General features: G+C 41.7%; 16 protein-coding genes. 6 read left to right on the plus strand and 10 right to left on the minus strand.

Annotated features, from left to right (window positions below; all coding sequences use genetic code 11):
- Positions 1–241 precede the first annotated feature (241 nt).
- The 4 genes from V7L31_RS21465 to V7L31_RS21480 form a co-directional block, all read right to left on the minus strand.
- On the minus strand, positions 242–1,816 hold the full coding sequence (locus tag V7L31_RS21465; protein WP_334698130.1) for an AAA-like domain-containing protein: 1,575 nt from the start codon (positions 1,814–1,816) through the stop codon (positions 242–244).
- A gap of 5 nt (positions 1,817–1,821) precedes the next feature.
- On the minus strand, positions 1,822–3,270 hold the full coding sequence (locus tag V7L31_RS21470; protein ID WP_334698131.1) for an AAA-like domain-containing protein: 1,449 nt from the start codon (positions 3,268–3,270) through the stop codon (positions 1,822–1,824).
- A gap of 680 nt (positions 3,271–3,950) precedes the next feature.
- On the minus strand, positions 3,951–4,223 hold the full coding sequence (locus tag V7L31_RS21475) for an NTP transferase domain-containing protein (protein WP_334698132.1): 273 nt from the start codon (positions 4,221–4,223) through the stop codon (positions 3,951–3,953).
- Positions 4,205–4,489 carry an NTP transferase domain-containing protein gene (locus V7L31_RS21480; protein WP_334698133.1) on the minus strand — a complete coding sequence of 95 codons (285 nt, stop codon included), beginning with the start codon at positions 4,487–4,489 and terminating at the stop codon, positions 4,205–4,207. The genes V7L31_RS21475 and V7L31_RS21480 overlap by 19 nt, the downstream gene beginning before the upstream one ends.
- Positions 4,490–4,704: 215 nt before the next feature.
- On the opposite strand from V7L31_RS21480, the gene V7L31_RS21485 reads away from it, so the two are divergent.
- Entirely contained in the window at positions 4,705–5,097 is a 393-nt protein-coding gene (locus tag V7L31_RS21485; RefSeq protein ID WP_334698134.1) for a peptidoglycan-binding domain-containing protein, read from the plus strand.
- A 453-nt stretch (positions 5,098–5,550) separates the two neighbouring features.
- Here the strand turns inward: V7L31_RS21485 and V7L31_RS21490 are convergent, their stop codons facing one another.
- On the minus strand, positions 5,551–7,185 hold the full coding sequence (locus V7L31_RS21490; RefSeq protein WP_334698135.1) for an alpha-D-glucose phosphate-specific phosphoglucomutase: 1,635 nt from the start codon (positions 7,183–7,185) through the stop codon (positions 5,551–5,553).
- A gap of 576 nt (positions 7,186–7,761) precedes the next feature.
- Positions 7,762–8,442 carry a glutathione S-transferase family protein gene (locus V7L31_RS21495; RefSeq protein ID WP_334698136.1) on the minus strand — a complete coding sequence of 227 codons (681 nt, stop codon included), beginning with the start codon at positions 8,440–8,442 and terminating at the stop codon, positions 7,762–7,764.
- A gap of 422 nt (positions 8,443–8,864) precedes the next feature.
- Between V7L31_RS21495 and V7L31_RS21500 the strand changes: the two genes are divergently transcribed.
- Entirely contained in the window at positions 8,865–10,418 is a 1,554-nt protein-coding gene (locus tag V7L31_RS21500) for a cation:proton antiporter (RefSeq protein WP_334698137.1), read from the plus strand.
- A gap of 118 nt (positions 10,419–10,536) precedes the next feature.
- Here V7L31_RS21500 and V7L31_RS21505 read toward each other — a convergent pair whose 3' ends face one another.
- The 4 genes from V7L31_RS21505 to V7L31_RS21520 form a co-directional block, all read right to left on the minus strand.
- Entirely contained in the window at positions 10,537–11,097 is a 561-nt protein-coding gene (locus tag V7L31_RS21505; protein WP_334698138.1) for a DUF3124 domain-containing protein, read from the minus strand.
- A 307-nt stretch (positions 11,098–11,404) separates the two neighbouring features.
- The gene (locus V7L31_RS21510; protein WP_334698139.1) at positions 11,405–12,082 is read right to left on the minus strand and encodes a potassium channel family protein; all 678 of its coding nucleotides are present in this window, start codon (positions 12,080–12,082) and stop codon (positions 11,405–11,407) included.
- 311 nt (positions 12,083–12,393) lie between these two features.
- Complete coding sequence (locus V7L31_RS21515) at positions 12,394–12,960, minus strand: phycobiliprotein lyase (RefSeq protein ID WP_179067935.1); 567 nt, start codon at positions 12,958–12,960, stop codon at positions 12,394–12,396.
- 75 nt (positions 12,961–13,035) lie between these two features.
- Positions 13,036–13,716, minus strand: coding sequence for a HEAT repeat domain-containing protein (locus V7L31_RS21520; protein WP_334698140.1), 681 nt, complete (start codon positions 13,714–13,716; stop codon positions 13,036–13,038).
- Positions 13,717–14,286: 570 nt separating this feature from the next.
- On the opposite strand from V7L31_RS21520, the gene infC reads away from it, so the two are divergent.
- The 4 genes from infC to V7L31_RS21540 all read left to right on the plus strand — a co-directional run bounded on the left by infC (position 14,287) and on the right by V7L31_RS21540 (position 23,697).
- A complete protein-coding gene (gene infC / locus V7L31_RS21525; protein ID WP_334698141.1) occupies positions 14,287–14,820 on the plus strand; it encodes a translation initiation factor IF-3 in 534 nt (177 codons plus the stop codon).
- Positions 14,821–15,572: 752 nt separating this feature from the next.
- The gene (locus V7L31_RS21530; RefSeq protein WP_334698142.1) at positions 15,573–18,605 is read left to right on the plus strand and encodes an MFS transporter; all 3,033 of its coding nucleotides are present in this window, start codon (positions 15,573–15,575) and stop codon (positions 18,603–18,605) included.
- Positions 18,606–18,897: 292 nt separating this feature from the next.
- Positions 18,898–21,051, plus strand: a complete 2,154-nt coding sequence (locus tag V7L31_RS21535; RefSeq protein WP_334698143.1) for an MASE1 domain-containing protein — start codon at positions 18,898–18,900, stop codon at positions 21,049–21,051.
- 450 nt (positions 21,052–21,501) lie between these two features.
- Positions 21,502–23,697, plus strand: coding sequence for a lytic transglycosylase domain-containing protein (locus tag V7L31_RS21540; RefSeq protein ID WP_334698144.1), 2,196 nt, complete (start codon positions 21,502–21,504; stop codon positions 23,695–23,697).
- Positions 23,698–24,027 lie beyond the last annotated feature (330 nt).

Here is a 24,027-nt window from a genome sequence, read left to right on the forward strand (position 1 = left end):
TCTACTGAAGTAGACTAGAGAATTTTGGCGATATTTAGTCATCAACAGATGACTTTAGCTATTAGACGGGAATTTCAATTCCCGGCGGACAAGCGGTTTCGCGTTAAGTTGACACCAATGGCAACATGAGCGCCCAGCTTATGCAATCAATTTAAATGTGGAACAACTTATTAGCCGTTAGCGGGGCGTTTAGCCCTTAATTTTTAATTTTTAATTTTTAATTGATTCATAAATGCATCCTTCACAGTTGATTTAGTAATGGGTTTGAGATTGCTGGACAATGCTTTTTATACTCAAAATTCACCATCCCCAATCCTAAAACAACTATCAATGCCCAACTTAACGCGCCTAGAAAAAATAATCTTTGAAATCTAGCTACTTTTTGCTCTTGAACTAGTCTAGCTTTGACTTCTTTAGCTCGTTCTGCTTCTAGCCAAGTCTCAACTTGTCGCCGATCAAATTCTTGACTAGCTGCTAAAAACTGATAATCCAAATCACTCAAGCTTTTGCCTTGTGACCAAACGAGAGCCTCAAGTAAAGCTTTCCCGCGCAATAGTCGCGAATTATCAAGATGTTCTGAGGCTACCCAAGCATTTAATGTTTGGGAGTATGGTCGTAATTTTGCTAATTGTTTTTCTACCCAAGTTTGGTTGAAAACCTCTTCATAAATACGGTTTTTGACTTTTAGTTGCCCTTGCTGCTTGGTTACTAATCCCGACAATAGCAGTTCTATTTCCTCTTCTCCATCATCACAAGCTATCTGAATACCTTGTAAGATTTGCTGGTACAATCCCAGCAAACCTCCAGCACGTTGCTCATTTCTCAGCAAGCGATCGCGGATTGTTTTTAAATGCTCTGGATCGTCTTTTGCTTCCCATTTCTCTATAATATGTGTTTGCACTAATTTTTCTAAAATTAACAATGGAAATTGGTAATAAAAATTGATAAGATGTTGATTAATAATTGGTAAATGGTTATCTAATTTATAACGATCGTCAACTTCCAGACTTCTCTGATCCTGAATATCCTTACTTCCAGAGGTTCTTTCTTGTACCACTATCTGACAGAGTTTTTGAGTGAGAAATGGCTGACCATTTGTCCAAGACAAAATTTCTTTGAGAACTGCCATCGGATTAGCTACTTTACTACCTAAACCTGCTGCTAATGGCTGAATTTCTGATAAATTAAAACCGTGTAGTTCAATAGATTTACCTATATTAAATGGGGTACAGTTTTGATCGATAATCAAATCTGAAGGTGTTGTCACTCCAAACAGTGCCCAAGTTAGGCGGTTATATTCTGAATTTTCTGCTCGTTGATTATAGCATGAGCGAATTAGGGTAAAAAAATCGACTACAGGGAAATTCAAACCTAAAATACTATCAATTTCATCAACAAAAATAAATATTTTTTCAGTCTGGATTTGCACTAATAAAATATCTTCAATAAATTGGCTCAATCGCTGTGATACAGGTAAATCTTCTCGCTCTAACCACCAGGCTTTTAAATTAACTTTGTTAAATAGATTAAAGCTCCTTAATAAATCAACTACTATACCTTTATACCACTGAGCAGGAGTAATATTGCCATTGCCGATCCGAGTCATGTCGATAGAAGCACAGCTGAAGCCTGCTTGTTCTAATCGATGTTTCATTTGTAATCGCAAGCTAGACTTTCCCATCTGTCGGGAACTAAATACATAACAAAATTCACCTTTAATTAGATAATTATAAAGTTCAATATCAGCCTGCCGTTCTACATAGCTAGGAGCGTCAATTTTGAGACTACCACCAATTTGGTATTCGTACTTATTCATAGCATTTAAATTAATTGCTCTCGGAAATATAGCCGATATAACTCACAGCTAGGCATTGCCTGATTTCCTTCCAGTTTTACCAGACCCATACTTTCTAATTTATAGGCTGCGATCGCTTCTAACTGCATACTGGTTGGAGATGTAACTACTCGTTTTAGCGCTGTCGCTAATTCAGGATGGTCTTGGATATTAGTTAGATGATGCCGTAAATAGTTACTATAGATGCCCGCTATTGTGGGAGCTTCTTCTAGTAGTTGTTCTAGGGTTACTGCTTGATGTCCCAGGTTGTAAAGAGCCAGACGAGCTAGATAGGGATGACCACCAATCATTGCTAGTAGAGGAGCCAGCTTTTGCAATCCTTTCTCACCTTTAGCCCAATCCAATTCATGACGCACTGCCAATTCTTGCATCTGCTCTAAACTAAATTCTGGTAACTTAATCGGTAGTCCTACATTGAAAGGGGATTGATTAATATCTAACGGGATATAAGCTTCAGTGGCATGAACTACTACTAATCGAAGTTTTTGCCAGATTTCTAATTCGGAGGCATCCTCATACCAAGAGCGCAGTAGTGGGAGAAAGTCGCGAGAGATTTCTGGATACTCGAAAATTCGATTTACTTCATCTAGAGCTAAGACTATCGGAGCATTAATTTTCTCTAGCAAATACTCCTGTAAATACAATGTGCAGCTAACTTTGCTGCCAATATCATCATCCCAATAATCATCTAGTCTGATTTCTAGGTTTAACTGCCGACTGACGTTAGCACAAAACCATCGTAAGAATTTTTCTAAGCTAGTGAAAACTTGACTATCTGCCCTCTGTAAACTGATCTGTACAGTGTGTACTCCAGTCTGTTTAGCATGAGTCAGAATTCTGTGCATTAGAGACGTTTTTCCCATTTTACTGGGGGCTTTGATTCTGATTAGGCTACCAGGTTTCTTGATTTCGGTATATGTGCGTTCTTCAATTGGCGGACGCTTGATGTAGAAAGAGGAATTAAGCGGCACTGAGCCACCAGGAAGTTCTAAGGAGTCAGGATTAAGAACTGAATTTTTTCTCTTGTCTTGCTTTCCTATAACCAAAAAAGAGCCTGATATTCCACCATGATTAGAGAGAATCTCCAGTGGCTTTTTCCCTCTGCTTATTTGCTGAGACTGCCTCAAGACTGCTGGCACACTTTGTAACTTTTCTAACAAAACTCCGCTTTGCGATCGCCGTCTTAAAACTGATCGAAAATTACTTTTTGTTACCTCCTCCCCAAAAGCTTGTGAAAGTAACTTCCATAACTTAGAACCCACATCTTTGATGTAATTTGCATCATAACCACAGCTTTCGGCGATATCTGGATAAGTTTGTCCTTCCCAAGCTTTACGAAAGACTATTTCCTGAACATCACTTAAGCCATGTTCAAGAAATGTGTCTAAAGTTGCTAGTGCTTCTTCTATATTCATTAGTAAAAATTATAAAGTTTCTTTTAAATAAGACTTTAGCGGAATTATTCATATTTTTTTCCTTATTTTCTTAAATTTAAACACTCATAGAAATTTACAGCAGTTTTCGTTTGTCCCCTAGTGCGTAGTTTCTTGACTTAAAAATAGCTATAATTTGTATTAACTTGATTTCAACCCGACATTCTCAGGTGTTAGGAACTGGAGACTGGGGACTGGGGACTGGGTAAAAAATCTCTTTCAAGCCTCGCTCGAAGACTCTACGCCTAGCATTTTGTTGGGAAGGATAGACTTCGCTAATCCACATATTTATCTTCCTAGTTGCTAGTACAACACGGCGTAAATAAACCACCCATTCCAAATCAATAAGACGCTTACGCTGTATTAATTTTTAATTTTTAATTTTTAATTCCGCCTTGCGGTACTAGTCCCCAGTCCCCAATTCAATTTTCTCTCGTTGTATGAAACAACCTGAAATTTTAGCCTGAGAGTTCCTACAAAAACTCCGCAGTAGTTAAGAGATTGAGAATCTTCTTAGTAATATGTTGCTACCCCAGATTATGCAGGTGTTCCTGATATACTTCCGGTGTATTAATGTCTAATAGCACAGCCGGATTATCAAATTTAACTTGATGAATTACTGGATAAAATTATTTGATAATTTGGCGTAAACCTAAGCTTTCTTAAGGGATATTTTGTAAGTGCGCTCGCATCCGATTACTAAATAACAATGGATGTCCAATTTTACCTTGATATTTTGGTGCAGTAATCACTGCTGAATTGTCTTGGTGTGCTAATAGTAGTCTCTGGTAAATATCTGATTTTCTGGGTTGATTGACTGCTGAAATTGCTAAGACTTCAAAGCTTGAGGGAATATATTGCAACGCTGTGAGCAGAGAAGTTGTTTTATCGAAATTGGTATGAAAGTTAATTACAGCTAAACTGCCATCAGGCAAATTTTTTGTTTATTGCTATTGTGTAAACCTAAAACTACTACAGGGTTAAAAGCTACACTTAACCACTGTTCTAGTTGATAAGTTAATAATGTTTTACCTTCATGCCAAGGGAGTGAAGTTTTACAAGTACCCATACGAGTAGATTTACCTGCTGCGAGAACAATCGCAAAGTTACTACTCAGGTAGCTGGCTTCTTCAAGAAGTCGGGTATCTAAATCCAGCTTAGGTAAATTCTCATAAATCAAGAGTGCAACCTCGTCCGACATAAATTTTAATATATTTAGTCATGCTTTTGTCACAATTTTGCAATAACTTTGTCAATATGACGTGTGATGCTATAGCTCTGGCTTCGGAAGTAGTCTTATGCTCAACCCACACGCCAGAGTCTACCGAAGAGAATCACTTCAGGCACAGGCCCTTATGAAGATGACTCTTCAAATCAAAATTGCAAAATTTCATATAGTTTAGAAGGAACAAGAAGATGAATTGGAAAGTACTTGCTTTACTCCCTGCTCTAACTCTAGCTACTGCTTTGCCTGCTTTCTCTTTAAGCAATCATAAAAGTCAAAATCCGGCTACTACTACCTACGTCGCCCAAAGTACTGGGCAAAAAAAGACGATTAAAAAAACTAATGCTGTTGCCAAGCAAAAGTCTAGGAGTATAGCAAGGCGTAGTAATGTACTGACAGTAGGTAGTCGAGGAGAGACAGTAAAAACTGCTCAGAATTCTTTAAAGCAGCAAGGATTCTATACAGCAAGTGTGAATGGTGTGTTTGATAATAAGACTCGTGCAGCAGTAATCAAATTTCAGAAGTCTAAAGGATTAAGAGCAGACGGAATAATTGGGCACCGGACTTTAGCAGCTCTTAAATAAATGGTTTACTAAATATCCTCATTACTGAAATGCCTTAAACACAAAAGACATCTGGTGAAAAAGAATTGTTTTGAGGTAGCACTGCTACGCCTCTAAAAGGGTTCTGGGTAACGCATCTTTAATTTCTGGAGATGTCTAAAAGGCTAGGAATAAATTCTATGGCGGTTCTCATTCACGTGAGGTAAACCTGTAGGAGCAATACCCTGCGGAAAGCCGCTTTGCGTCTACATGAATTGCCCCTACACCTTGCGATCTAATTTTGTACCGCATTTGAGTGGGAACCGCTATAGCCTTAAAATAGTAACCCAGCTTTTTCTATCTCAATATTGCCTGCGGCTATGTCGCAGGCATTTTAATATTGTGCTAACTACGGTGGGTACACCAACGCGAATCCTCGATGGGATTCCCGCCGATTTTCGTAGACTTTTAACTTTTGACTTCCGCCTTGCGGTACTAAGTGATTACAGTTGGCTGTTCTCGTCCTGTCAATTCGCGGATCTGGGCTATCTCCTCAACAATATTGATTAAAGGAGCAAGTGCTTGCTGTGGATCGAGGTCATGTTTGGCGGGATCTGGCTCGTAGCTTTCTAGGTAAACTCTCAGAGTCGCACCTTGAGTACCAGTACCAGAAAGTCGCACCACAATGCGGGAGCCATCGGTAAAGCCAATGCGAACACCTTGTTTTTCGCTAATACTGCCATCAACAGGGTCGGTATAACTAAAGTCATCGCTGTATTCAACTTGATAGTTACCGAACTGCTTACCTTTAAGGTTTGGTAGTAAAGAACGCAGTCTTTCGATTAAGGTATTGGCTGGTGCTGTCTCTATCTCTTCATAGTCATGGCGAGAGTAATAATTGCGTCCATAAGTCTGCCAGTGTTCCCGGACAATCTGCTCAACAGATTGCTGCCGAACTGCTAGGATATTCAGCCAAAAGAGAACAGCCCATAGCCCATCTTTTTCGCGGATATGGTTAGAGCCGGTACCAAAGCTTTCTTCACCGCAAAGAGTAGCTTTACGTGCGTCTAAAAGATTGCCGAAAAACTTCCAGCCAGTGGGAGTTTCATAAGATTCAATGCCAATTTGAGCCGCAACTCGATCTACTGCTTGACTAGTAGGCATCGATCGCGCTACCCCTGCTAAACCCGAACTATAACCAGGAACTAGCTTGGCGTTTGCGGCTAACACTGCCAGGCTATCGCTAGGTGTGACAAAGAACTTACGCCCTAAGATCATATTGCGATCGCCATCTCCATCAAAAGCTGCTCCAAAGTCGGGCGCATTCTCGCCGTACAAAATATCCACCAAATCATGAGCATAAACCAGATTTGGATCAGGGTGTCCGCCCCCAAAGTCTTCTAGAGGTGTACCATTTTGCACAGTTCCCACTGGTGCGCCTAAACGTTGCTCGAAAATGGCATGGGCATAGGGGCCAGCCACCGCATGTAAGGCATCGATGCTAATCCGAAAATTTCCCCTTGCTAACAGTTGGTGAATGCGATCGAAATCAAATAGCGACTCCATTAATTCTTGATAATCATGTACAGAGTCAATCACCTCAATTACCGTCTCTCCCAAATGTGACTCACCCAAGGTTTCTAAATCTACATCTGGTGCTTCCAGAATTTGGTAGCTATCAATTACTTTAGTGCGATCGTAGATCGCCTCTGTCACCTTTTCCGGTGCTGGGCCACCGTTGCTAATGTTATATTTCACACCAAAGTCACCATTTGGCCCGCCCGGATTATGACTAGCAGACAAGATGATGCCGCCAATAGCCTGGTACTTGCGAATAATAGCGGAAGTTGCCGGAGTAGACAAAATCCCCTTTTGACCAACTTTAATCCGCCCAATGCCATTGGCCGCTGCTATTTTCAAAATGATTTGAATGGCTGGGCGATTGTAATAACGCCCATCACCACCCACAACTAAGGTTTGTCCCCGCAAATCCCCGACAGAATCGAAGATGGATTGGACAAAATTTTCCAGGTAGTGGGGCTGCTGAAAAGTGTTAACTGCTTTCCGCAGCCCAGAAGTACCAGGCTTTTGATCGCTTAAGGGTGTAGTAGAGACTTTACGGATGCTCATAGATAATCTTTAACAAGGCATTTTTCTCTTACAGCTTTGCATAAGTTTGTTACAAAAAAAATTACCGCGCATTAAAGCTTTAGACATTGACCGAATTTAAAGGAGGCAGGGGACACCCGGATTTCTCACGCATAGTGTAGGCTTCACAGGGGAAGAGGAGTGTGGGGTGTGGGACTTCCAAGAAATAAATTAGGAGCAGCCCAGAAGAACATCTAGCCCAAGGAAAATGCGTTCATTACCTATGTCACAGATGCAACACAATACTGCGTAGGTTTGGAAGATTTGTAGATTGGGTTGAACATTCGTGTTACCCAATAAATCGCTGAAAATGTTGTGTTTCGTTCGTCAACCCAACTTACCTCTAAAACTCAAACCCTTACTCAGATTCACACACGGTTTTTAGTTCGGTTCAGACAAGAGACGCGATGAACCGCCGTCTCTACAATAAATCAATCGTTTTGTAGAGACGGCGATTTATCGCGTCTTTATAATGATTCATCGGCTCTTTGCGCTCTATAATTTTCATCAAAAAACCTTAAGCGAACCGTATTGAGTGTAGAAAAACAACCCGCAAAATTACGATTGGATGCGTTCAAACCAATCTTTAACATGAGAATATGATAAAATCCGCTCTTTAAGCGGACTAGTGCGAAGTATCTCATCTATTTGGGCAGCGACAGCTAAATCCGCTATGCTCTGATGGCTTCCCACTAACCAATCTTGCTTGCTGAGGATAGTATCAAGGTTGCCGAGATGGTTGAAAAACTTTTTTTCAACGCGGTTCTTGTCGATACGACCAATTCCTTGAGCATTCAATTGCTTTTCGTAGGTGTAGCGAGCCAGAGGAGCAAAAATTACTTGCTCAAACTTTGATCGTCCTTTGCATAATAAGCTAGTCGCTAACTGGAGAGCATCTGGATAGCGGAAGCGAAAATATACTTCAAACCAGTACAACGATTCATCTGCCCAGTCTTCCCACAAATAGGCTTGTGCTAAATCTTTACTATCTGCGGGGTAAAGTGGATGTTCTGGATGTCGGGCTTCCAAAAATTCTGCAATTTCCGAGCTGTCTTGAATCTTCTCACCATCGTATTCAATCACGGGAAGCTTGCCCACAGATGACAATCGAGAAGCTCCTACTGCCAGCAGACCGTTATAGTTGACAACAGAATAGGCGAGATGCTTGTGCTTAAGAATCTTACGAACCTTGTTACAAAAGGGAGAAACTTCCCATTGATGCAGGATGATTTTTGGCATCACGCTCACCGATATTTTTGAGTGTCGATAGATTGGGGACTGGGGATTGGGGATTGGGAAATCTTAAAAAAGATTAAGGGACTTCCAAATAAAAAAATATTTAATCAACTCTTGTGGGGTGGGCGTCTCGCCCGCCCTATAGAATGGGCGCTCATGTTGCCCACCCCACAATATTGGATAATTTATTTCTTGGAGTTCCCTAAGGCGATCGCTGTTTGATGTTAATACTGAGGGTTAGAGGAAAGATTGTCTAGATTTATCTACAAATTTTTATATTAGCAGTAGCGATCGCCTATACTCTCGGTTAACTGCTGGGATTGCAGCCCCATTCAGTCCCGAATCCACATCCTCAAGTTGCTAATTTGGCATGAATGAGGGGAGAATCTATCAGTCAAGTCAAATTAATTTTCCAAAACGCAATAGTGGATGTTACAGAATTAGTCAAAGTTTCAATTATTCTCTTACTTGTTGCTACAGGTGTTGCCCTGCTGTCCCGACGGCTGCGAATCCCTTATGTTACGGGTTTAGTATTAGCAGGTTTACCAATTACTGAGCTATTATCTCGTCGGATTGGTTTAAGTCCAACCCTTGTTTTGGATCTTTTTTTACCAATTCTCATCTTTGAAGCTGGTATTAATACTGATGTTAGCCGCCTACGCAGCACCTTTAAACCAATTGCCCTATTAGCTGGGCCTGGGGCTTTGCTTTCCAGTGGTATTATTGCCGTCCTGTTAAAATTTGGGCTGGGGCTGGATTGGATACCTGCGTTATTTGTCGGAGTAATTCTGGCAAACACTGATACAGTTTCTATGATTGCCGTCTTTAAGGATATACCAGTACCATCTCGCCTTTCTACCATCGTTGAAGGAGAAACTTTATTTAATGATGCCGCTGCCCTAGTTTCCTTCAACCTGATTGTGCAAGTATATTCAACAGGCTCACTCACATTTCTAGAGGGAATCCAAAAACTGGTATTTATCTCTCTAGGAGGCTGCGTTGTCGGGTTAGTTTTAGGGTACTTGAGTATACCTGTATTCGCTCGTTTAGATGATGCTCTTAGCAGTCTTTTACTGACAGTTGCAGTTGCATTAGGAACTTTTCAGGCTGGGCAATTTCTTGGTGTATCAGGCCCCGTGGCTGTAGTTGTCGCTGGATTAATTTTCGGGAATCTAGGACTTTCTCGCAATACTTCTGCTTCTAGTCGCATCACCTTGTTGAGTTTTTGGGAATATGCCAGTTTTACTGTCAACACCTTTATTTTTCTGTTAATTGGTGTAGAAATAAACTTGGTAACGCTCTGGAGAACTTTACCTGCAATTCTACTTGCAGTTTTGGCTTATCAAGTCGGGCGAGTTCTGACAGTGTATCCGTTGCTAGCAGGGATTCGTTGGATTGACCGCCCAATTCCGCTACGCTGGCAACATTTGTTGTTTTTAGGCAACATTAAAGGTTCGCTGTCAATGGCTCTGGCGTTGAGCTTACCTACGACACTGCCAGGGCGAGAAGTTTTGATAGCTATAGTCTTCGGCTGTGTGCTGGTGTCGTTAGTGGGACAGGGTTTAAGTTTGCCTTGGGTGGTAAAACGCTTAAAGTTAACTAAATTTTCGGAAGTTCAACAACAGGTTGAAGAATTACAAGCCCAGTTGATGACGGGTAAGGCAGCACAAGATGAATTAGATAGCTTGTTGAAATCAGGGGTGTTACCAAAAGCCGTTTATGAGGAGATGCGTTCAGCTTACCAGGTACGAATTGCCGGTGCAGAAAAGACGCTACGGGAACTATATAATCGTCGCCCTGATGAGGTAGAAGGTAGAAGTGGCAAGAGCAGTAAACTTGAAGCTATTCGTCGACGTTTACTCTTGGCAGAAAAAGGAGCGCTCAATGAGGCAATGCGAAAGCGAATTCTCTCGGAAGAAATTGTGCGTGGGCGGATACAAATTCTTGATGAACAATTGTTGAAATTGGAAGACGATTAGGGATTGGGGATTGGGCATGGTTTGAGTTTTGTGAGGTTGACAAGAGACGCGATGAATCGCCGTCTCTACAATAATTAGTGTTTCGTGGAGACTAGGAATGAGGAAACTTAATTACGAATTATTTTAACGGCGATCGCTGATCGTTCTTTTGGCTTTTAATTACTCTACCAGGACTAACAAAGGAAATTCCCTGTTGAAAGTCAGTACCAATCATGACTGCCTCTACTATGGGTTCGGATATTTCTGTTTGGGCTACCCACTCGACAATAAAGTTTGCGCCTAAACCTCCACTGGTATCATTTCTGTTGATAAAAAAATCTGTAGAAGCCAGGGCATCAAGTTGAATAGGACGCTCTAAATACTGCTTCACTAATTTCCCTTCTGAGTTGTAGTAGCGCACAGAAGTAATAATAATTGGATTGGTCAAATCTGTATTCCGAATACTGAGTGTAACAGCTAACTCAAAAATCTCCTGGCGATTGTAATGATAGATATGAGAATAAACCGGCACATAAAGAGTTTGACCGCTAGCTATCTTAAAATTCTTATCCAGCGTCACTGCTTTTTGTACTGGGGTTGCTTGAATAGCACTAGGTTGTGACTTGGATGGAATATTTTTTGCTTCACAAGATGCCAGAATAATAGCGATCGCTAAATAAATATATCGATACGGCTTCATCAAAACTCACCAATTTTTTTATATGTGTAGCTAACCCTACCTAATAAACAGGAGTCAGAATACAGAATTCAGAATACTCTACCCATAAAGAGATGGAGTTTTAAGGCGAGAATATTTTAATTTTGTTCGCCCACTATTCCACTCGCTTTTAACCAATATTCAGACGCGACTCGAAAATACTCGCTTGCCACCGGCGCTATTACCCACTAGTACAGAATTCATACTGTTAGCGGATAGCTAAGGTTTAGCCCATTCTGACTCCTGAGTTCTGAATTCTTCTTATAAACTGTTTAGGTAGGAACTACGCTCAACATCTTTGTTCAATAAAATCAATAACTTGATGTAAACTTCCTGGTTTAGTCACAATCAGCACAGTTGAATGAGGTTCCAGTATTGTACTACCGTTAGGAATCATCAAATCTTCGTGGGGATGGGATTGATAACCAATAATTAGCGAACCACTAGGAAATTGTGAATCCTGAGCAATTTGGGCAACGCTACGGCCAGCAACATAGCAATTGTTGGGGATGGAAAGCTTCAGAACCTCAATCTGTCCCTGCTCAAAATGCATCATTGATTCCACTTGCGGATACTCAATGGCATTCACCATTGTTGAAACTGATAGTTCAACAGTACTGATAACGTGGTTAGCTCCAGCTATCCGCAACGGTTCGGCAAAATCGGGGTGGCGCATCCGACTTAAAATGTGGGTTACACCGTAGTGTTTCGCAAGAGTTACCATTGCCAAGTTTAAGGCATCACTTCTCAAAACTGCCGCCAAGGAACCAGCTTTGCGAATCCCAGCTTCTAACAATACTTCTGTACTCACAGCACTGCCTTCAAAAGCCATTGCTCCCACTTGTTCACGGGCGTAGCGGCAAGCGATAGGATCAATATCAATTACAGCAACAGTATGTCCTAGTTCTACCAGCTTTTGCGCCAAACTTAAGCCCACTAAGCCTGCTCCACCAATTAGTACGTACATAAATATTCTTAATACTCCTTCACTTCACTCTCTAGGCTAACAAGGAATGAAGCTATAGCTTTTAAGCTTCCCCGCGCTAAAGCGAAGGGGATTTTTGAAGAGTCCACAAAAGAACTTTCTTAGATGTAGTAGGTTGGGTGGAGCGGAGCGCAACCCAACAGATATACTGTTATCCTTATTCTTTAACTATTCTGACTCCTAAATTCTTAATTCACGTCTAATGTGAATTAAGTTGTGAAACCCTATTCCCGAATACTGATCGATCTCTAGTTAATTCCCCCCATTTCTGGAGGGAATATGTTGTCATCAAGCTAACTAGATACTGAATTAGCCGTTTCTGAAGCCTTCTCGGCTGGTGGAAAGCCACCCATACGAATTTCAGAAGTGAAAGAAGTGATACTAAATCCTCCAAAACTCTTGAGGACATTTACCCGCATTCGTAAATTGGGGCTAGCAAACCACAAGCGTTCCTCTGACGATATATTTTCATCTTCTGTACTTAGAATCAAAGCACCGTCACTGTCAATTTTATAGCGTCCGGCAACTGGAGTTTTATTGGCATCAACTATTTCTCGCAGTAATTTACCTTGGGTGGGATTATCTGCATCAGGTACGGAAACTAACACAGTTGAACCACTATGTTTCACTTGATCCTTTTCCGTTGTGCCGTTCCAGGTAATTTTGGTAGCACAGGAAGCAGAACTAGGATTAATTTTATACTTTTGACACAGTTTGATCGCTTCTGGATGATCTAATGCCAGCGTTTCAATGATGATATCTGACTTGCTATGTTCTGATTGGTTAAAAGCCAAATGTTGACTAGTACGATGAGAAAACCATTTACCAGCGCTTAACTGAAAAAACTCTTCAATATTCATGAATGAAATTACCCTGCATCAAAATGCTAAAATTCCCACTTAATTATTATTAAAAGGTAGCAGGAGGTTTTAATATTAAGCTTGATTGCCTATTTCCTCAAGCTTTTTGAGGCCAATTCTGGCTGCCTCAGCAACGTTGAAATGATTGTCTTTTTCCAGGTATTTTAAAGCTGAGATACTTTTGGAAGTAGGAAGATTGCCCAAAGCTTCTGCCAAGCGCTGCCTGACTAACCAATCATCTGATTGAGCGAAGCGCAGGATCTTATCTACAGACTCGATGTCTTTAATTTCTCCCAGTGCAGAGATCGCAGCTTGCTGCAACACTACTTCTTTACTATCTAATGCCTGAAGAAGAATTTGACGGGCACGAGGGTCTTTAATGTTACCTAGAGAAACAGCCGCACTGAAGCGTACTAGCCAATCAGTATCTTCATAGAATGCCCGCGATAGCGCCTCAAAGGCTCTAGCATCACCTAAATATCCTAAAGCACCGGCAGCATCGGCACGCATACCATAATCTGGGTCATTTTCGAGAATTTTTACCAAAATTGAATAACATTCTGGTGTGGGCTTGATTCCAAGGGCAAATATTGCCATCGATCGCAGTTGCAAAGATTCGTCGTCTAGTACCTTTTTAATCAAAGGAACTGCATCTTCAGGGGGAACATTACGCAGATTAGCAAGGGCTACCATACGATCGCGTAAATTCGGACTTTCTAACTGAGTAGAAATTTCTTGTAAGCTTAGAGCTGCCATTTAGTTCAAAGCGTTTTCTTTACTTATCTTAATTTACCCGATCCGTTCATCAGGCTGTTGCCTAGTTAAGTAGGAGTTTGGCGACTTGACAAAATATCACGATTATGAATGGATTGGGGACTGGGGATTCAGATCCAAACCAAATCTTAAAAAAATTTCTTCTCAGTATCCACGACTTGACACATTTCGCCTAAGCATTGGATAAAGCGATCGCATCTGGCAAAATTACACCATGTCACAATTAGTTGAAACTGCCCGACAAAGATGTTAATCCACTAAGCTAATTGTTACTGCGTAGGCGTAGCCCGTCGTAGACATCGCAAAAAATATTTCTAAATAATTGTAATAATATTTAACATAGTCTGGGTTGTGTAATTTAGATTAACTATGGCAAAGAAATTATCTCGGAGTGAGTAGAATGACAAATACAACGAGGCAAGTCTTTTACGGATTAGTTACCCTAGAACTGTAGACTACGTTTTCAGTCTTGAGTTACTTCTGTATTTTGCCTCTGAGGCATACGAATCTAGACCACACTAAATCCTTCATTAAGAGCTCCTACAAATCATAATGTCTGTGATTGAGAAGAAAAGAACTCGCGATCTGCCCCAAATTAATGAACGAATTCGCTTCCCAAAAATTCGGGTCATTGACACTGACGGTGCCCAGTTGGGAATTATGCCCCCACAGGAAGCAATACATCTAGCCGAAGACAAAGAGCTAGATTTGGTGCTAATCAGCGATAAAGCTGACCCGCCAGTTTGTCGGATTATGGACTATGGCAAATACAAGTTTGAGCAGGAGAAAAAGGCACGGGAAGCCCGGAAAAAGCAACACACCGCTGATGTCAAAGAAGTTAAGATGCGCTACAAAATAGAAGAACACGACTACAATGTGCGTGTTAAACAAGCAGAGCGCTTTTTGAAAGATGGCGATAAAGTCAAAGCGACTGTGATGTTTCGGGGTAGAGAAATTCAACACAGCGATTTAGCAGAAGATTTGCTCAAGCGAATGGCAACTGATTTGGAGCCTTTTGGTGAACTTCAACAAGCGCCAAAAAAAGAAGGGCGAAACATGATGATGCTCATCTCGCCCAAAAAATAATTTTCTAACTGTTTAATAGACCAAGTTTGGAAATCCCCTGACTCTATAGCCAGGGGATTTTGTCATTTTTTTGGGGAACTCCAAGAAATAAATTATCTAATATTGTGGGGTGGGCATCTTGCCATAGGTGTCAAGTTAAGCTCAAACTAATTATGTCAATAAGCATTTATGCTTAAAAGTTTGGTTTGAAAGGGGCAAAAAACGAACTTTTTCAGGGACTATTAATGCTTTGTTTATTAGCATCACTCCCAGCTTGCGTATAAAAGTCAGAATGAGTTCACTTTTATACTTCGTGACTCACAAAACCCATCGTTGACAAATGGGTTTTAACCTTAAGTTGACACTAATGGCATCTTGCCCGCCCAGTTTGTATGGCGGGCAAGATGCCCACCCCACAAGAGTAATTGATATTTTTTGATTTGGAAGTCTCTTGACGGCGATTTATCGCATCTTTAGCGATCTAAAATTTTCATCAAAAAACCTCAACCCAACCTACCCCGCAGTGCTTTCTTAGGCAAAACCTACGCACTATGGAGAGAGCTAAAACAATTTAAATTTATCTCAAATCGATAGTCCTGAAGGCTGAGTGGGAAACATAATACTCAGTCGCTCAGGACTTTTGCTATTTCCAGGAGATGGGGTAGAAATCAATTAAAAATTAAAAATTAAAAATTAAAAATTTAAAGACTCCTACCCCTACGCTGCGCTATTCTGCCTCCTGAAACGGTGATACTACCAGAAACTAAAACTGCATGGAACTGAAAAATTACTGGTTGGCTGCAAATAAAAGTGTTCTAACACGATTACTACAGTGGGTGAATCTCCGGCCAGAGGAGAGCGAACGAACTCAGCTAATGTTTCTTTTTTACACAACTGTATGTGTAGGACTGCGCTGGGCAGAGGACAGTACGGTGGCGCTATTTTTAGATGAGTATGGGACTCATCTGCTGCCGTGGATGTATATTGCTAGTGCTGCGATGAGTGCTGGACTAGTTTTTTTATACTCTTGTCTGCAAAAGATGTTTCCGTTACGTCGGGTGATTGTGGCGATCGCACCCTGTATGTTAGTGCCATTAGTTTTATTAATTGTATTACGTTGGGGGTCTCATTTTTCCTACCTGGCAATTATTTCGGTATTTCTGCTGCGGCTGTGGGTAGATGCACTTTATGTAGTTAACGACCTCAACATCTCTATTGTCGCCAACCAACTATTTAACATTCGGGAGATTAAGCGCACTTATCCATTGGTGAGTAGTGGTCTTTTGGTCGCAGATGTAATCAGTGGCTTTAGTTTGCCTTGGCTAGTACAATACACCACGCTAAATAGGATTGTCCTCATCTCTTGTGTAGTGATTTTATTCGGATCGGGGATTTTATACTATTTAACTCATCACTATCGAGCAGCTTTTCCTGAAACCCCACAAAGACTAATTCCTGAAGAACAAGCTTCACGTCAGCGTTTCATTAAAAGTCCACTGAAGCGGTATGTGTGGCAGTTATTTGCTTTTGTTGGTCTGTTGCAAGTCATTGGGTTGTTAATAGACTTTCAGTATTTGCGCGAACTCCAATCCAATTTGGACGACCGAGAACTCGCCAGTTTCTTGGGTCTGTTTGGTGGGACGTTGGGACTGTGTGAGTTGTTGTTGCAGTGGTTTATTTCTAGCCGACTCATCGAAAGAATGGGGGTATTTTTCACTGCTACACTTTTACCAATTACCGTTGGTTTGTCACTACCGGGTGTGCTGATATTGCTGCATTTAATTCCAGCCATCCAATCACAAAGCTTTTTTTGGGGTTTGGTAATTGTTAAATTCTTTGATGAACTTCTGCGCTACACCTTTGTGATGAGTAGTGGCCCCATCCTGTACCAACCGATTCCAGAGGGAATACGCAGCCGGATGCAGACTTTATCTGGTGGAACCGCCGAAGCGATCGCCACAGGTTTGACAGGTGCGCTAATTTTTGCAACTCTATTATTTTGTGGACGGTTTGTACCCGTATCACTGCAAAAGTGGGTGTTAGTAGCAGAAACAATGCTGATTACTGGTACTTGTTTAACAGTAGTTTGGGAATTGCGCTCGCGCTACGTTGAACTGTTAGTCTTAAGTGTGGCGCGGGGTCAGTTAAGTGCAACCAATATGGGCTTACGATTCTTCAAGCAGGGAGTAATCAAAGCTTTGGCAGAAAAAGGCAGTGAGGCTGATAAACGCTCTTGCATTGAACTTTTAGCCCAAATGGACTCCCTTGGATCTGCCGAAATTTTAGCACCTTTATTAGTCAAGTTAACCCCAGATTTGCAACGCCAAAGTTTGGAGGTGATGCTGATGGGAGGCGCAAATCCGGCTTATCTAGCCGACATTCGTCCTTTATTAGAACAAACCCAAGAAACTAGCCCCGAAGTTTTTGCCTTAGCGCTACGTTACGTTTGGCTAGCTGAACCAAATCCCAATTTAGGCCTCCTAGAAGAATACCTGAACCCCCGGCAAAATTCACTCATCCGCGCCACCGCCGCTGCTTTAGTCTTACGCCAGGGAACGGCTATGCAAAAGGTAGTTGCTACCCAAACTATGCGCCGGATGCTGACTCATAAGCAAGAACGCGAACGGATAAATGGAGTTAGAGCGCTGAGAGAAGCAGTTTATTTACAGGCGTTGCGGATTCACATCCCGAATTTATTACAAGATGAGTCATTACGGGTGCGCTGTGCTGTCTTGGAAATGATTGCAGCAACCCATTTAGAAGAGTACTATTCGGCACTGATTGCAGCACTTTATTACAAATCAACCCGCAGCACAGCAATGTCAGCCTTAACGCGACTAGAAAATGAAGCTTTAGAAATGCTGTTGCGGTTAGCTACGAATATTTACAAACCAGAAGTAGTGCGGATGTATGCTTGGCGCACCATTGCTCAAGTCGGCACTCAAGAAGCTTTGGATGCTTTATGGGAAAACTTGGAGATATCCTGGGGTACTACAAGGGATCATATTCTTCGCAGCTTACTAAAAATACACAAACAACCAGGAATTAAAGGTTTAGTAGATCGATTTTATGAAAGTCGGGTAGAAAATTTAATCAAGCAGGAATTAAAATTTTTAGGTGAAATTTACGCCGCATACATTGACTTCCAAGCAGTAGACCAAAAAGAAAATTATCAATCTGGTGAGAGGATTGTCATTGTCTCTGAGTTACTGCAACGTGCCCTTTTAGAATTGGAATTGGATGTCAAAGAGCGGGTGCTACTGTTATTGAGACTGCTTTACTCACCAGAAAAGATGCAGGCAGCATCCTTCAATCTGCGATCGCCCTCAGTGGTAAACTTAGCGCGGGGGTTAGAAATCTTAGAGCATACGGTAACTTTGTCTTCAAAGTCTTTGTTGCTGAATATATTAGATAACCGACCGCAGTCAGAAAAATTGCAACATCTGATCGAAGCCAAGCTTGTCGAATATGAGAATATGGTAGTTAGCGATCGCCTCCACAGATTGCTGATGTTGGGTAATTTCCTTTCTGACTGGTGTCTAGCTTGCTGTTTTCATTATGCTCAAGTTACCCGTATCCGATTGACCAGTTCTGAAATATTAGTGAGTTTGCGTCATCCAACCGGCTTTGTTAGAGAAGCTGCGATCGCATACTTGAATATGGTTTCACATCGCGTTCTCCTCCAAATCCTCCCCCAGTTACAGAAAGATACACATCCTTTGGTAGCCACTCAAGTTAAAGAGTTGCTCGAAAAATACCAATTCAAAAATTACAATTTTAAAGGACTGGATAATCAGAGAAACTAAGAATTCAGAATTCAGTCTAATGTGAATTAAGTTGTGAAACCCTTGTCATCTAGTCAGTGGTTTAAAACACTTTAATTTTGACCAACCCTCAAAATGCCTATGAGACAAGGAACATTTTTAATTCACATCAGGCGTGATTTTTAATCTAGCAGACTGCGGACAGCTTTCCCACCACGGTTAACAGTCAGTTATTTTTAAACCACTTTTATGCCTGCTTTCTGTTGCAACCTTAAGGGAAAAGGGCACTCTATGTAAATATAAGCAACGTTGATATCAAGCAGCCATTAAAAAGATGATTCAACAAAAATCCTCTATAGTCCCTCATCCACTAAGGCAAATTGGAGGCAGTGTTGTTTTAGCGATCGCCTACTATGGAATGGCTGAAATTTCGCGGCATCTTGCCTCCACACCTCAGAATGTGACTCCAGTTTGGCCGCCTGATGGAATTGCTGCCGGGGCTGTTCTGTTGTTTGGTAGCTGGATCGGGTATGGTGTTTTGCTTGGTTCATTTCTCGCCAATTTCTGGGCATTCCGAGATCCCACAAGTTTCTTATCCTTGGTGATTTCCACATTGCCAGTTTTGGGAATTGCGATCGGCACAACTCTAGGGACTCTCTTGGGTAGTTTCCTGCTGCGGAAAACTACCAACTTTCACCATCCCTTAGAACGTGTTCCCGACGTATTCAAATTTTTGATCTTAACTGGCATGGTGGGGCCAACGATCAATGCAACTGTAGGAGTGGCTTGCTTGGCGCTAAGTGGTAAAGTTCCCTGGCCAGCTTATGGGACAGTCTGGTTAACCTGGTGGATTTCTAATGTTTCGGGAATTTTTATCGTCACCCCAATTCTGCTTAGTTGGGGACAATTCATTCAAAAAAACCGACATCCAATCAGGCAATGGTTATCTCTTAGTTCAACGAGTCGCACCCAGCAAGTTGGGGAAGAATTAGTTTTCCGGGACTCTTTGCTGAGTACTGGATATCGGGAAAGAAATTTTTTTAAGATTTGCTTGAAGTCTGCATCCCCATTACCCAATCCCCATTACCCTTTATCCCCAGAGGGGGCCTCACCTTCCCCAATCCCCATTACCCCTTATCCCCAGAGGGGGCCCCACCTTCCCCAATCTCCAGGAAACCTTTTAAAATTCTGGTTAATCGTAGAGGCTGTTATCCTGATGGGGTTGGTCATTCTCATCACCAAAGTTGCTTTTGGTAAAGGATATCACCTGGAATATATGTTGATTCCGACGTTGATCTGGTCTGCTTTTCGATTGGGACAACCAGGGGCAACGCTATTAACTTTTATTGTGGCAGCGATCGCAGTCATCGCAACCGTCAATGGCAAAGGTGGTTTTGTCAGTGAGGATCTCAACCAATCTTTGATGCAGCTACAATCGTTTATTGGCGTGATTACACTCACCATTCTCGTGCTGACAGCAACGATCGCAGAACGAACACAAGCAGAAACCAAGCTGCGTTTAGCTTTTGCCGAATTAGCTAAAACTAATGAAAATCTGGAAGTTCGAGTCCAGGAAAGAACTGAAGAATTGAATGAAAAAAATACGACTTTAAAGCAAGCCCTACAAACACTCAAACGGACTCAATTGCAGATGATTCAGAGTGAAAAAATGTCTGCATTGGGCCAGATGGTAGCAGGAGTTGCCCATGAAATCAATAACCCGGTTAATTTCATTTATGGCAATTTGACTCATCTTTCTGAATATATTCAAGGCTTATTTAGAGCATTGCAACTTTACCAACAGCATTATCCTAATCCACCTCAAACCCTGCACACAGAATTAGATAAACTTGAACTGGAATTTTTGCAAGAAGACCTGACCAACATTCTTGATTCTATGAAAATTGGTACTGAGCGGATTAGTACTATTGTAGTGTCGCTGCGGAACTTCTCGCGCTTGGATGAAGCCGAATTGAAAGCGGTAGATATTCATGAAGGGATTGATAGTACCTTGGTGATTTTGCAACATCGATTGCAAGAGACAAGCGATCGTCCGCAGATCCAGCTAATTAAAGAATATGGTCAGTTACCACTGATTGAATGTAATGCTGGCTCCCTGAATCAAGTGTTTATGAATCTTTTGAATAATGCTGTTGATGGATTAGAAGAATCTAATCAAGGGCGTTCGTTCCCAGATATTTTAGCCAACCCAAATACCATCTGGATTAAGACTCGTCAAATCGATAATAATCAAGTGAAGATTATAATTTCTGATAACGGCATAGGCATTCCTAAAGAGATTCGCTCTAAATTATTCGATCCTTTTTTCACCACTAAGTCCGTTGGTAAGGGCACTGGCTTGGGTTTGTTTATGAGCTATCAAATTGTTACCCAGAAGCATGGTGGTAATCTTTGGTGTGAATCCACAGTGGGGAAAGGCACAAAATTTGTGATTGAGATTCCGATAAAAGCTCAGAGGATTGTATAAGGGCATTGGGCATTGGGCAAAACAGTTCCGTTAGCGGATAGCTAAGGTTTAGCCCATGCTGAGTGAGGAATCTCACCTCATTACTCAGCACTCATTACTCATTACTCATTACTCATTACTCATTACTCATTACTCATTACTCATTACTCAGCACTCTTGAGGGGCATTGTCAGGAGAATTTCGAGAAGCGATCGCTTGTAATTAAAGGGACTGGGAACTGGGGATTGGGTTTTCACTACCAAGTGGTGGCGACGAATTGCATTTATGATATACCCAAGGTAGATGTAATAGTATCTAATATGTGCTAATTACTCAATACCGCCAATTGTAGGATTGAAAATTAGTATTTTTCTACATAAAATGAAAAATCTAAAATTAAAATTTGGTAACACTGATGGTTAGGAGTGTTAGAGTTTCAAGAAATTCACCGGAACTTTTCAGCGGGTATTCATGCTGAAGAAACTACAGAAAAAGCAAATTTCGATAATTGCGGGTGCAGCACTGTTTGCCTTTTTAGCTGGGGCAATGGTATCAGCACCAGAGATCGGCAAATCTCTAGGGAAATGGCTCAAACTGAGTCAAAATAAAACGGAGCAAACATCAGAGGCGAGTAAGGCTCAATCAGCCGTCTTTCCACTGATATCACAATCGCTGCCAGAACGGGCGGCAAAACTAGCAGCGATCGCCCAAGAATCGCAATCGCCAGACCGAAATCGCGCTCGTTATCTTTTGGCCAGTGATTACATTGAAAGAACCCAAGGGAAAAAAGCTCTAGTTTTACTCCAAGGACTAGAAAAAGACTATCCCATCCTCGCGCCCTATATTTTGCTGAAACAAGCCCAGGCAGAAGATATGCTGGGTGAGGATGGCAAAGCCTCGGATCTCAGACAAAGGGTGCTAAAACAGTATCCCAAAGAAGCGGCCAGCGTGAAAGCGCTATATCTAATTGCTCAACCGAAGCAACAAGAAACCGCGATCGCTCAATTTCCTAGCAATCCTCTAACTTGGGAAATTATTCGCAAACGCTTGCAAGAAAATCCCAATCAGCCCAATTTACAATTGATTTTGGCTACTTATGCCTACGACCAACCGGGCATAGTGGGCGTTTTGGATCAGCTAGTCAAACAGCCTACCTTGAAACCCGAAAACTGGGAACTAATTGGTACAAGCTATTGGGAAAATAGTCAATTTCTGAAAGCGGCCAATGCTTATGCCAAAGCACCCAAAACATCGCGTAACCTCTACCGTACCGCACGAGGGTTACAGGTAGGAGGCAAAGATAAAGAAATAGCGATCACCACCTATAAACAATTGGTGCAGCAATTTCCCAATGCTGAGGAAACTGGGAATGCTCTACTACGGTTAGCAGAAACCGCAAAAACCCCGAAAGACGGCTTACCCTATCTCGATCAGGTAATTAGTAAATTTCCAAAACTTGCTGGTACTGCACTGGCACAAAAAGCTAAAACTCTCCAAACTCTCAAAGATCAAAAGTCAGCTAGCGCCGCGTGGCAAATACTCATAGCTAAATACGGTAATTCTGATGAAGCCGCAGAGTATCGCTGGAAAATAGCCCAAGATAAAGCCAATGTTAAAGATTACGTCGGTGCTTGGCAATGGGCAGAACCAATTGTTACCAACAACCCTAACAGTATTTTGGCTCCGAGAGCAGGCTTTTGGGTAGGTAAATGGACAGCTTTACTAGGCAAGCAGCAGGAGTCTAAAACTGCTTATGAATATGTGATTAGCCAGTTTCCTTATTCTTACTATGCTTGGCGAGCCGCAACCATGCTAGGGCTAAATGTTGGCAACTTTGATAACGTGCGCGCCATGAACCCAGAAGTAATCGCACCCCAACGTCCAGTACCGCCTGCGGGTTCTGAGACTTTCAAAGAATTATATCTCCTGGGTCAAGACCGCGATGCCTGGTTACAATGGCAAACAGAATTTCAGAACAAAATTCAGCCAACGGTAGCAGAGCAATTTACTGAAGGGTTAATGCGGCAGGCTAAGGGAGAAAATCTCATCGGAATTGACAAAATTTCTAAATTGGAAGACCGCGAAATCCCCGCAGAACTGGCCCAATATCAAACTCTGAGCAAACAAATTACCTACTGGCAAGCCCGTTATCCATTTCCCTATCTCCGAGAGATTGAAAAGTGGTCTACTGAGCGTAAACTCAATCCTTTGTTAGTCACTGCCTTAATCCGTCAGGAGTCGCGGTTTGAGCCAAAAATCAAATCCAGCGCTAACGCCACTGGTTTAATGCAGCTGTTGCCAAGTACCGCTCAATGGATTGCCCCACAAATCAAGGTGGATTTCAAAACCATAAACCTAGAAAATTCCAACGATAACATCATGCTAGGTACATGGTATTTGGATCATACTCATCAGCAATATAACAATAACTCTCTGTTGGCGATCGCTAGTTACAATGCTGGCCCCGGCAATGTCTCCAAATGGCTGCAAACTTTAACTACAAAAGATCCAGACGAGTTTGTTGAAGAGATTCCCTTTGATGAAACCAAAAATTATGTGCGGCAAGTATTTGGCAACTACTGGAATTATCTGAGGCTTTACAACCCGGAGATTTCTGGTATCGTCGCCAAATACTCAACTACACACCCACAACTACCGGCGCGATAATCTGAGAAAGTTATGAGTGTTGAGCTATAGCTGCTCCCACTCAAATGCGGTACAAAATTATATCGCAAGATGTAGGAGCAATTCATGTAGCATAGGTGTCAACTTAAGCTGGAAATAGCTTATCTGTTGGCTTCCATGCCTGCCCGGAAATAAATTTTTTTGGCTTTTAGCTAAAGTCTAAGCTAAAAAACATCTGAATTACATAATTGAATCAAACATAACTCTTGTGGGGTGGGCATCTTGCCTGCCCAGCTTATGCAATTTAAATGTGGAACAGCTTACTGAAGTAGACTGGAGATTTTTGGCGATATTTAGTCATCTTCAGATGAC

It is taken from the genome of Nostoc sp. (genome assembly GCF_036916655.1).
Lineage (GTDB): Bacteria > Cyanobacteriota > Cyanobacteriia > Cyanobacteriales > Nostocaceae > Nostoc.